The organism is Glycomyces sp. L485 (assembly GCF_022548875.1).
Taxonomy (GTDB): Bacteria; Actinomycetota; Actinomycetes; order Mycobacteriales; family Micromonosporaceae; genus Glycomyces.
In genome coordinates this window covers 147,397-159,406 of record NZ_JAKZEW010000001.1, presented here as the reverse complement: position 1 = coordinate 159,406, position 12,010 = coordinate 147,397, and the positions used below count along the sequence as shown (strand labels likewise).

5 protein-coding genes are annotated in these 12,010 nt (G+C 68.6%); all 5 read right to left on the bottom strand.

All coding sequences use genetic code 11. The features are described from left to right. Positions 1-131 precede the first annotated feature (131 nt). Positions 132-2,735, bottom strand: coding sequence for an ATP-dependent chaperone ClpB (clpB, locus tag L0U85_RS00770; protein WP_241375700.1), 2,604 nt, complete (start codon positions 2,733-2,735; stop codon positions 132-134). A 157-nt stretch (positions 2,736-2,892) separates the two neighbouring features. Continuing rightward, positions 2,893-3,627: a hypothetical protein gene (locus L0U85_RS00765; protein ID WP_241375699.1), complete on the bottom strand. Its 735-nt coding sequence runs from the start codon at positions 3,625-3,627 to the stop codon at positions 2,893-2,895. A 307-nt stretch (positions 3,628-3,934) separates the two neighbouring features. After that, positions 3,935-8,827: a DNA repair ATPase gene (locus L0U85_RS00760; RefSeq protein ID WP_241375698.1), complete on the bottom strand. Its 4,893-nt coding sequence runs from the start codon at positions 8,825-8,827 to the stop codon at positions 3,935-3,937. Between the two features lie 84 nt (positions 8,828-8,911). Then, a complete protein-coding gene (locus L0U85_RS00755; RefSeq protein ID WP_241375697.1) occupies positions 8,912-10,978 on the bottom strand; it encodes an SPFH domain-containing protein in 2,067 nt (688 codons plus the stop codon). A 180-nt stretch (positions 10,979-11,158) separates the two neighbouring features. Then, the gene (locus tag L0U85_RS00750) at positions 11,159-11,818 is read right to left on the bottom strand and encodes an OB-fold-containig protein (RefSeq protein WP_241375696.1); all 660 of its coding nucleotides are present in this window, start codon (positions 11,816-11,818) and stop codon (positions 11,159-11,161) included. Between the last annotated feature and the right edge of the window lie 192 nt (positions 11,819-12,010).

Here is a 12,010-nt window from a genome sequence, read left to right as displayed (position 1 = left end):
GAACGGCGAACTTCATCCACTCTGGGGCACGTGCCGCGCGCTTTCCGGCTTTAAGGGGGTCCCGGCGCGGAGCCGGTGAAGACGGCCGGGCCACGACGGAACCCGCCGAGGACTCGGGCCCGGTCCCGCTTCTACCCCCTGGAGACGATGAGCTTGTCGCCCAGGTCGGCGGTGCCGACCTTGACGGTGTCGCCGTCGATGATCTTGCCTTCCAGGAGCTCCCGGGAGAGAGGGTCGCCGACGGAGGACTGGATCAGGCGGCGGAGCGGACGGGCCCCGTACACCGGGTCGAAGCCGCGGTCGGCGAGCCAGGACTTGGCCGAGTCGTTGACCGCGAGCTTGAGTCTGCGGGAGTCCATGCGCTTCTGGAGCTGGCGCAACTGCACGTCCACGATCGACTTGAGGTCGTCGTGTTCGAGGGCGTGGAAGATGACGATGTCGTCGAGCCGGTTGAGGAACTCCGGCTTGAAGTGGCCCCGGATCGCCCCCAGCACCGATTCGCGCTTCGCCTCGTCCTCCAGGGTCGGGTCCGTCAGCGACTGGGACCCGAGGTTGGAGGTCATGATGAGGATGACGTTGCGGAAGTCGACCGTGCGGCCCTGGCCGTCGGTGAGTCGCCCGTCGTCCAGCACCTGGAGCAGCGTGTCGAAGACCCTGGTGTGGGCCTTCTCGACCTCGTCGAGGAGCACGACGGAGTACGGGCGGCGGCGGACCGGTTCGGTGAGCTGGCCGCCCTCCTCGTAGCCGACGTAGCCGGGCGGGGCGCCGATGAGTCGCGCCACCGAGTGCTGCTCGGTGTACTCGCCCATGTCGATGCGGATCATCGCCCGGTCGTCGTCGAACATGAACCCCGCGAGGGCCTTCGCCAGCTCGGTCTTGCCGACGCCGGTCGGACCGGCGAAGACGAACGAGCCGGTGGGCCGGTTCGGGTCCGACAAGCCCGCGCGGGCGCGGCGAAGCGCGTCGGCGACGACGGTGACGGCCTCGGTCTGGCCGACGACACGTTCGGCGAGGGCGCTCTCGGCGTTGAGCAGCTTGTGGCTCTCCGACTCCTGGAGTCGCCCGGCGGGGATGCCGGTCCAGGCCGAGATGACCTCGGCGATCTCCTCGGCGTCGATCTCCTCCTTGAGCATCGGGGCCTGGGCCGCAGGCTGGTCGGTGTGCTCCAGTTCGGCCTCGGCGGCCGTCAGCGCCTGTTCGAGCTCGGGGATCTTGCCGTAGCGCAGTTGCGCGGCCTTCTCCAGGTCGTATTCGCGTTCGGCGCGTTCGGCCTGGGTGCGAAGGTCGTCGAGCTGCTCCTTGAGGTCGGAGACCTTCGAGATGCGCCCCTTCTCGGACTCCCATTGGCGCGACAGTGCCGAGAGGCGCTCGCGCGCGTCGGCGAGTTCGCGCTGGAGCGCCGAGAGCCGCTCGGCCGAGGCCGGGTCGTCGGTCTCGTTCTGGAGCGCGGTCTCCTCGATCTCCAGACGGCGGACGGCCCGCTCGACCTCGTCGATCGCCTCGGGCCGCGAGTCGATCTCGATGCGCAGGCGGCTGGCGGCCTCGTCGACCAGGTCGATGGCCTTGTCGGGCAGGAACCGGTCGGGGATGTACCGCGCCGAGAGCTGCGAGGCGGCCACCAGCGCGGAGTCGGTGATGCGCACGCCGTGGTGGACCTCGTAGCGCTCCTTGAGGCCGCGCAGGATCGCGACGGTGTCCTCGATAGACGGCTCGCCGACGTACACCTGCTGGAAGCGGCGTTCCAGGGCCGCGTCCTTCTCGATGTGCTCGCGGTATTCGTTGAGCGTGGTCGCGCCGATCATGTGAAGCTCGCCGCGGGCGAGCGCCGGCTTGAGCATGTTCCCGGCGTCCATCGAGCCCTCGGACTTACCGGCGCCGACCATGGTGTGGAGCTCGTCCATGAACGGGATGATCTGGCCGTCGGAGGACTTGATCTCTTCGAGGACGGACTTGAACCGCTCCTCGAACTGGCCGCGGTACTGGGCGCCGGCGATCATGCTGGCGAGATCGAGGAGGATGACCCTCCGGTCGCGCAGCGACTCGGGGACGTCCCCGGCGACGATGCGCTGGGCGAGTCCCTCGACGATGGCGGTCTTTCCGACGCCGGGCTCGCCGATGAGGACCGGGTTGTTCTTGGTGCGGCGGGACAGTACCTGGATGACGCGCCGGATCTCGGTGTCGCGCCCGATGACCGGGTCCACTTTGCCAGATCGGGCGTTCTCGGTGAGGTCGACGCCGTACTTCTGGAGGGCCTTGTAGCCCTGCTCGGGGTCGGCGCTGGAGATCTTGCGGTCGCCGCCCCGCAGAGTCGGGAAGGCGCCGATCAGCTTCTTCTCGGTGGCGCCCTGGTCGGACAGGTAGGTGCCGACCTCGCCGCCGGCCTGGACGAGGCCGGTGAGGATGTGCTCGGTGGAGACGTACTCGTCTCCGTAGTCGGTGGCGATCTTGTCGGCGGCGTTGATCGCGCGCAGCGACTCGCGGCCCATCGACGGCTCGGACACGGAGGGACCGGAGGCGGAGGGCATGTCGTCGAGGCGGCGCTCTGTCTCGGCCGAGACGGTGCCGGGCGTGACGCCGACGAGCTGAAGCAGGCCCGGGGCCGTGGAGCCGTCGACGGTGATCAGCGCGTCCAGCAGGTGCCACGGGTCGACGGTCGCGTTGCCGTGGGCGGCGGCGGAGCGGGCGGCTTGGGAGATGACTTCGCGGCTCTTGGTGGTCAAACGATTGACGTCCACGGGTCTGTCTGCCTTCCTGACGCGATACGGAGCACGGCGGCTGGAACCACCGCAGAGTTGAGTCTAACCGACTCAGGTTTCACGATCCAATCGACGGTTCCGCCCACAGCGTAAAGCCCCGGGCCGCAAGGGCTCGGGGCTTTCGTTCGGGTCCGCGCTACTTGCGGGCGCCGGTCAGGTTGAAGATGGACTTGAGTTTGGCCACCAGTCCCGGCTTCGGCGAAGTGGCGGTCTCCTCGTCGGCCTTGATCTCCTCGGCCTTCTCCGCGGGCTTCTCGATCTCATCGATCTCGGGCTCGCTCTCGGCCCTCGGCGCTTCGGCCTGGGACGGGACGGTCGGCTCGGGCTCGGCTTCGGCTACGGGCTCGGTCTTGGCCTCGGGCTCGGCTTCGGCTTCGGCTTCGGCTTCGGCTTCGGCGACAGGTTCGGACTTGGCTTCGACTTCGACTTCGACTTCGGCGACAGGCTCGGACTTGGCCTCAGACTCGGGCTCGGCTTCGGCGACGGGCTCCTCGACAGGCGTAGGCTCCGGCTCGGCCTCGGCCGCGGGTACCGGCTCCGGTTCAGGCTCGGGCTCCGCTTCCGCGACGGGCTCGGGAGCCGCCTCTTCGGCCGGCTCGGGCTCGTCGGCGGCCTCGGGAGCCTCGTCCGCGACGAGGAGTTCCTTCAGGTCGTCGAGCTTGAGCACGGGCACGCCGGACTCCTCGGCCTTCTTCACACGAGCTTCGGACGACTTCACCGTGTCATCGATGACCAGATGCGTCACCGTCTTCGTGAACTTGGCGGCGATCGCGACATCTGCATCTGCCGCGGCGATCTCGCGGGCCTCTTCGGCGTCTGGGCCAGTGCCCAAGACGATGATCCGGATCTTCGCTCCCGTCTTCGTCGGCACGGGGACCTCCCTTATTCGATGGTTTACAAGCTTGAGGGCACAACGGATAGCTTTACCAGCTGATCGTACCGGCAGCTTCGACAGCCCTCGATCGCCACGCTATTAGGTGGAGCCGTCAGCGGGGACTACAAGCCGCAAACGCTCGTCGATCTCTTCGTAATCGCGGAGCCGAGCAGAAGCCGGTACGTGAGAATAAGAACTGCAGCGGTTCGCCACTCGTGCGGTTCAGAGTCCGCCCGGCCTCGATGAAGTGGAAATGAAAGCGGATCATGCAGTCCGACATTATGTTGAACTGCATGATTACCGGTCAGATCCTCGGCGCGTGGCGGTTCAGGGCCGTTTCGATGCCGCCGACGCGATCGGAGAGCATGGTGATCGCCCCGACCGCTCTCGACATAGGATCGTCGTCCCCGCCGCCGAGGGTCTGCTCGCGGCGGAACGCCTCCTTGACCGCCTCCCAACGAGCCGCCTGCTCTTCGGTCAGACGTCCCCGGAGTTCGGCGAGTTTGAGGAGGTTCGCCTCCGCGCCCGAGGCGAGCGTCTGCGCCTCGCCGGCGTAGTGGTCGTCGATGACCGCTTCGAGCTCGTCGTCGTTCATGACCGGAACCACCCTTTCGGTGAGCCGGTTCATGTTCCGGTAGGAGCCCTGGAGCAGGAACGGCGGCTCGGTGCGGGCGGCGTTGTCCGTGGCGGCCGAGGCGATGTACGCGAGGTTGTTGCGCAGCACGGTCTGCTGGACGTGGATGAGCTTGCGCAGGACCGAGAGGATCTGGTCGAGCTCGCCGGCGGAGTAGGCATGCCGCAGGCTGTCGGGGTTCGCGGTCGGATCCTCTGCGGCGAGACGGATGAGCACCTGCACGTCGGCGCGGTCGCGCCCGGCCAACGGGGCGAGCACGGCGTTCGAGGTGAGCGCGTTCTCGATGTATGACTGGGCGAAGACCTCATCGCGTCCGGAGAGGACGTCGCCGAGGTTCCACACGTCGGCGCGGTTGGCGAGCATGTCCGGGATGCGGAAGCGCTGGCCCGCCTCGGTGTACGGGTTGCCGGCCATGCAGACGGCGAACCGCTTCCCGCGCAGGTCGTAGGTGCGGGTGCGGCCGTTCCACACGCCTTCCATCTTGCGCTGGGCGTCGCACAGCGAGATGAACTTCTGCAGCAGCTCGGGGTTGGTGTGCTGGATGTCGTCGAGGTACAGCAGGACGTTGTTGCCGCATTCGAGCGCGAAGTTGATCTTCTCGACCTCTTGGCGGGCGGTCGCGTTCGGCGCGTCGCCCGGGTCGACCGAGACGGTCTCGTGGCCGAGCGAGGGCCCGTTGACCTTGACCAGGAGCATCCCGAGCCGGTCGGCGACGTACTCCATGAGCGTCGTCTTTCCGTAGCCGGGCGGGGAGATGAGCATGAGCATGCCCGACTGGTCGGTGCGGCGGGCGTCGCCGGTTCCCGCGCCGATCTGCTTGGCGAGGTTGGAACCGATGAGCGGCAGGTAGACCTCGTCGATGAGCTGGTTGCGCACGAAGCCCGACATGACCTTCGGCTTGAACTCGTCGACGCGCAGATTCCGGCGGTGCGACTCGACGATCTCGCCGCGCCGGGACTGGTAGGCGCGGTAGCCGGGGACGGTGACGCGGCGGAAGTGCCCGGTGCGGGCGAGGAACTCGTCCAGGCGGATGGCCAGGACGCGGTTCTCGACGCGGCCGTGGGTGCCAAGCAGCCCGGTGACCTCGGTGGTGAGTTCGGCGGTGACCTCGTAGACGTCGACGCCGGCGAGGATGAGCGCGAGGGCCTCGGGCAGGTCGGCGATGTCGAAGCGCTCAGCGTCGGCGCCTTGCAGATAGGACTCGACCCAGGCGGCGGCGAGCGCCCACTGGGAGGCCGGCTCTGCCTCGATGGCGCGCAGGTCGTCGTCGAAGGCCTGCTTGGCGCCCGGGCCGATGTGGCGTTCGAAGGCGGCGACGAGGTCGCGTGCCCGGGCGGAGGAAGCGAAGCCGTCGGTTGATACGGCGAGCTCCTCGACGAGGTACTCGCCGGCGAGAGGCGAGTCGATCTCCAGGGCCACACCGGATTCGGCGAGCCAGGCGCCGAGGCGGTCGGCTGCTTCGGAGGCGAGGCGGTCGAGGGCGTCGGTCCTGCCGAAGGTCTCGCGGACGCGGTGGAGGGAGCGGGCCTGGGCGCTCCAGGCGTCCTGCAGCTCCTTCGGGGCGCCGTGGCCCCAGTACAGCTGGGCGGCGGCGCGCTCGGCGGCCCGGTAGCGGAGGTTCCCGGCGGCGGCGTGAAGGCGCAGGACTTCGGCGAGGATCGCGGCGGCGTCGGCGTCGTGTACGCCCCGCTCGTAGCCCTCGTCGTAGCGTTCGGCCGCGGCGGCCGACACGAACCGCGGCAGGTCCTCGGCGAGGAGCTTCGCGGATCCGTGCTCGGCCAGCAGAGAGGCGGCGAGGTGCTCGGCGCGGTAGACCTCGGGGTTCTCCGAGGCCAGGAACTGGCTCCAGTAGGGCTTGGTGTCGGCGAAGGCCGGGTCGTCGACGATCTGGCGGTAGTCGGTACCGGTGAGGGAGAACGCGAGCTGACCGCCGGAGGGGACGAGGGTGAGGTCGAGCGGCTGGGTGTTGACCGGGATGCGGTGCTCGCCGAAGCGGATCGCGTCGCCGTCGAACAGGTCGATCTGGTCCTGGAGGGCGCGGCCGGCCTCTGAGCGTGCGGCCTGGATGCGGCCCTCGATCTCCTCGGCGCGGACGGTGTCGTCGAGATCGCGCAGTTCGGCGACGACGCGCCGCAGACGCTCGACCATCGGGTCGGTCGCGAAGTACGTGTTGACCTCGTCCAGTGAGGACAGCGAGGCGCTGCGGCGGGCGACCGCTTCGAGGATGCGGTCGGCCGAGGCCGCGAGGGTCTCGGCGCGGCGGGCGGCCTCGTCGAGCAGGTTCTGCTTGCGCGAGGAGAACGCCTCGTAGACGTCGGTGCGCTTGTCGGCGAGCTGGGTGAGGAAGTCGTCGAAGTCGGCGAAGCGGGTCTCGAGGTTCTCGACGGTGAGCAGCAGCCGGCCGAGCTGCTCGTCGCAGGCGGAGGGCGTGTCGGCGGCGGCGAGCGCGGCGGTCACGGCCTGGCCGAGGAGGGCGTACTCGGCGGCGAACTCCGCGCGGCCCTCGCCGACCGACAGCTCCCGGCGGCGGGCGGCGAGGGCCGCGCGGGTGCGGTTGACGGCGGCCAGGACCTCGGAGACGCGCCCGAGGATCGCGGTGCGGACCGTGGCGTCGCCGATCTCCAGTGTGGAGACGACCTCGGTGAGGGTCTCAAGGCCGTGCTGGCGGGCGTCGAGGTCCTCGACCAGGGGCGTCGATTCGGCGACGGTCTCGATGCGCTCGGCTTTGTGCTCCAGTTCCCCGATCTCGGCGAAGTACGGGGCGAAGGAGTCCTCGAGTTCGAGGAAGGCGACGGCGCGGCGGCCGGTCTGGTCGAGGCACCCGGTCAGGTCGGCCTCGATCTCGCCGATGCGATCCGTGTCGATGTAGCGGACGTCGCGCAGGGTCACCAGGTGCCCTTGGGCGCCACGCAGATCGGTGAGGAGGGTGACCCAGTCCTCGGCGGACTTCGGGGCCTCGCCTCGGGCGCGGCGCAGGAGCTTGAGCGTGTCGGCGTCGGCCTGCGCCAGGGCCTTGCCCGCCTCGGCGGTCAACTCGGCGACGGTGGCGTACTCGTCGAGGACGGACTCGGCGGTGTCGCGGACGCTGCGCAGGGTCGCGTCGAGGCCGAACAGGCCCTCGTCGCCGAGCCACGGGTAGTCGTCGAGGCAGCGGGTGGCCGCGGCGATGAGGGCCTCGAACACGGCCTGTCCGGGCTGCATCTCGCGGACCATGCGCGCCACGGTGAGGGCGTCGGAGACGGCGCGGACGGCCTCGGCGTTGCCGATGCGGTGGATCGGGGTGTCGCCCGACTCGTTGGCGGCGGCGTGCGCCTCGGAGACGAACGGCGTGGCCCACACCTGCATCGGGTGGACGCGGGTGGCTTCCTCGCCGGTGAAGCGGAAGGCGACGAGGGTGCCGTCCTCGAAGATCGAGTAGCCGTGGACGCTCATCGGCGCCGCGACTTCCTTGCGGATGACGTTGTAGGGCAGCAGCAGCGAGCGGCCCTCGGCCTCGTGGTAGAAGACGAAGAGGACGTCCTCGCCGTTGGGGGAGCGGATGACTCTTTTGAAGCGCAGGTCGGCCGTGTCGTGGTCGAAGGTCTTGAGCTTGCCCTCGTTGAGGTAGTAGCCGCCGGGGAAGATGACGCCGTGGTCCTCGGGCAGGCGCCGGCAGGCGGCGCCGATGGCGTCGGCGCGCCGGACGTCGCCGGTGCGGGTGTTGTAGATGAGGTAGCGGGTCTGGGTCTCGTTGTAGGGCAGGATCTTCAACAGGATGAGCGGCCCGACCCGGGCGTATGCGATCGAGGCGTCGGCGAGGGACTGAAGGCGCTCGGCGACCGGCTCGGAGAAGACGCCCTCGCCCGAATCGGTGTTGTCCTCGACCTTGATCGTGAGTGTGCCGCCCAGGCACTCGACGAAGATCTCGTCCTCGATGGACACGTGCGGGTGGCGGCCGGTCACGTGCTGGTCGCGGGTGGTATCGGTCCACTCGAAGTCATGCGGCTCAGGCCAGGTGTTGTCGGCCTCGCCGCGGGCGTCCATGTACTCCGCGGAGCCGTCGGGGCGCAGCTGCCAGCGCAAGACGCGCTGGTCGGCGAGGTTCTCGCCGATGCGGAAGACCGCGAGCAGCCGGGTCTCGACCTGGCGCACCTGGAGCAGCTCGGTCGAGCGGTAGTAGCGGTACATCTCGGTGAAGTCGGCGATGAAGCGGGCGTCGTCGAGGACGTGCCCCGGGGCGTCGACGTCGCCGAACGAGAACTTGCCGTCCTGGCGCAGGAAGTCGTGGACGGTGAAGACCTCGCCCACATCGGTGTGCGATTTGAGGCCCATGTGGACGTTGTAGCCGAAGAGGAGGTGCCCGCCGACCTGCACCATGTCGCGGGGGACGCAGTTGTTGGCGGTGCGGATGCGGGTGGTGCCCAGCAGGCTCAGCTCGGTGCCGCCGAACGCGTCGGTGCGGGCGGCGTTGAGCGTCTCGGCCCGGTCTGTCAGCTCGGTGGCGAAGTCGGCGAGGCGCTTGGACAGGACTTCGTAGGTGCCGGCGTCGAGCGCGGTGGCGGCGGTGGCGGTCTCTTCGGCCATGACGTTTCCCCAGTGAACGAGCGGAAGGCGGCGACCGGACCGGGATCCCATGTCCCATGGGATCCCGGTCGGCGGGTCGGTGTCCTAGTTGGCGGTCATCTCGACGGCGGGGCGCTCGGCGACGCCGAGCTCCTTGGCCTTGTCGAGCAGACCGCTGAGCATGTCGCGGTCGCCGCCGCCCTGGATGAGCTTGAGCAGCGCGGCCGAGACGGTGAGGTTCCTGACGTCGTCGGTGTCCACCGCGGACAGCACGCTCTTGAGGTCCTCGGAGAACGAGGAAGAGCCGTTCGTCCACGAGGCGGCGAGGCCGGAGGCCAACTCGGAGTGCTCCATGAACCCGTCGACGGCCTTGCCGTAGCCGATCGCGCCGACGACCCGGTCGAAGAACTGGGTGTCGCCGCCGACAAGCGAGATGTCGGCCTTCGAGAGCCCGGCGGCGATGACCGCCGCCTGCTGCTCGGCGATCGAGCGCCTGGCCTCGATCTCGGCGCCGCGCAGCTCCTTCTCCATGTCGAGGCGGAGGCGGTACTCCTCGTGCGCCTGGGAGGCGGCGGAGAGGGCGTCCATCGCCTCGGCCTTCTCGGTGAGGCCGGCGGACTCGCTCATGAGCTTCTCGCGCATGACGGCCGCTTCGGCCATGCCCTGCTCGTTGGTCGCCTGCGCCTGGGCCTTGCCCTGCGAAGCGGTCGCCTCGGCCTCTGCTGCGGCGAGCGCGGCCTTGGCCTTGGCCTCGGCCAGGCCCTGCTTCTCGATCGCGGTCGCGTCGGCCTCGCGGATCTGCACCTCGGCGAGGCCCTCGGCCGCGGCGAGCGCCTGCTCGCCCTCGGCTTGGCGGATCTTGGCGCGTGCCTCCATCTCGGCGGCCTGCTGGGCGGCCTCGGCGAGGGTGATGCGCTCGCGGGCGGTGAACTTCGAGGCGGTCTCGGCGGCCTCGGCGGCCTTGATGTCCTTGACCAGGTTCTCCTGCGCCTCGGCTTCGGCGCGGATGATGACCTGCTGGCGCTCGCGCTCGGCCTCTTCGGTGGCGCGCAGGCGCTTGATGCCCTCTTCCTGCTCGGCGACGGTCTTCTCCACGGCGATGCGCTCGCGGACGACGTCGGCGATGTCGCGCTTCTCGGCTTCGAGTTCCTTGTTGGCGGCGATGCGCGCCAGTTCCTCTTCGCGCTCGCGGCCGACGACTTCGAGGATGCGGTCCTTCTCGATGCGCTCGGTCTCGACGGCGATGACGCGCTCGCGGTTCTTCTCGGCGACGGCGATCTCGCGCAGGCGGTTCTCGTGTTGGATGCCCGTGGCCTCTTCGGTCCGGATCCGCGCGGTCTCGGACTTGAGCCGCTCCTCCGCCTGGACCTTCTGGACCTCGGCGGCCTCGCGGGCGCGCAGCGTCTCGATCTCGCGCTGCTGGCGGATCTCGGCCTCTTCTTGGCGGCGCTCGAGTTCCAGGACTGCCTCGCGGGCCTCGACGTCCTGGCGCTTGATCTCCTTCTCCTCGTGGCGCCGGTGCTCGTTGGTCGTGATCGACTCGCGGGAGGTCAGCTCCGTGATCTTCCGGATGCCTTGGGCGTCGAGGATGTTCTGGGGGTCGAGCGAGGACATCGGGGTCTGCTCGAGGTAGTCGATGGCGGCGTCTTCGAGGCTGTAGCCGTTGAGGTCGGTGCCGATGACGTGGATGATCCGGTCGCGGAACTCGTCGCGGTTGGTGTACAGGCTCGTGAAGTCGAGCTGCTTGCCGACGGTCTTGAGCGCCTCGGAGAACTTCGCGTTGAACAGTTCCTGGAGCGTGTCCTGGTCGGAGGCGCGCTTGGTGCCGATCGAGTTGGCGACGTTGCGGACGTCGTCGGCGGTGGCGTTGACGCGCACGAAGAACGTGATGGAGATGTCGGCGCGGATATTGTCCTGGCAGATCAGGCCGTCTTTGCCGTCCCGGTTGATCTCGATCGTCTTGACCGAGATGTCCATGTACTCGGCCTTGTGGATGATCGGGAGGACCAGAGCCGAGGTGAAGGACACCTTGCGGTTGCGGAGCTTGGTGACGACCAGGGCCTGCCCCGGAGCGACCTTCCGGTAGAGCCGGACGATCATGAGCAGTATGCCCAGGAAGATGATCGCCCCGACCACGAGAATGGTCAGCAGCGACGCCGATTGGGATTCCATTTCGGTTCCTTAACGAGACTTCAGGGGGGACTGGGTACGGGCGTGATCAAACCCTACTGGCCGATGTCAATCGGTGGGGTTCACCGTTTTCGAGGTCGGACTGGTGGGCTCGGCAGGGCGGAGGGCGCCGGGTGCCCTCACCCGAGCTGATGGGGGCGGGTGGCCTGCAGGCCGGCGGTCTCACATCTCGAGGCTCGGCGGCATCGCCACCGGGACGACGAGGAAGACCCTGGCGACCTCATCGTAGTCGAAGATCACCAGTTTCGAATGACGTGAGAAGTGCTCGTCGTCGATGCCCTCCGGCTCGTGCGCCGAGCGGCGCACGTTGATGAGGTGGACCGTGCCGTCCTCTTCGGTCATCTCGGCCTGACCCGACTCGACGGTCACGGTGCCCGTCCTGACCACGCAGACCTTTCCGATCAGGTCGCGGTGCGCAGTGGCCGGGGCGTCGGCGAAGATCTTCGACAGCGGCCTGGACAAGAGCTTGGCGCCCAGCATGCCGACCCCGATTCCGGCGACGAGCGTGGCCGTCCCCGTGGCCGCGGTGGGGATGAATATCTCTTCGGCACTGTGCACCCAGGTGGTGCCGAGGACCGTCACTATCCAACCGAGGGTGATCCACAGGGAGAGCACCACAGTGAACGGCACAGCTCCGAAACCGAACGCCGACCAGAACGATCCGCCCGCCTCCACTTCGACGTCCGAATCGGTGCCGAAATCGACGATGTCGACGTCGAGCGCGCCCACGATGACGGTGATCCAGTACAGGACCACGACGATGAGACCGAACGAGAACACGATCGGGGGAAAGGATAGGGCTATGGTCAGGAACTCGCTCATGGGTCTTCGGATCCTTGTCCTCACGTTCGCGCGGGCGCATGCGCGAACGGTGTACGACGGGCGGGCGGCACAGTCAGGGTCAACAAGATTCGGGTCTGCATTCAGGTTAATGCACGCGGGCGGGCGGTGGAAGGTTGCTCCGAACGGACTATCCTGTGACCGGTTGTACAGCCCCCCGAGGCCGGGGGCGAT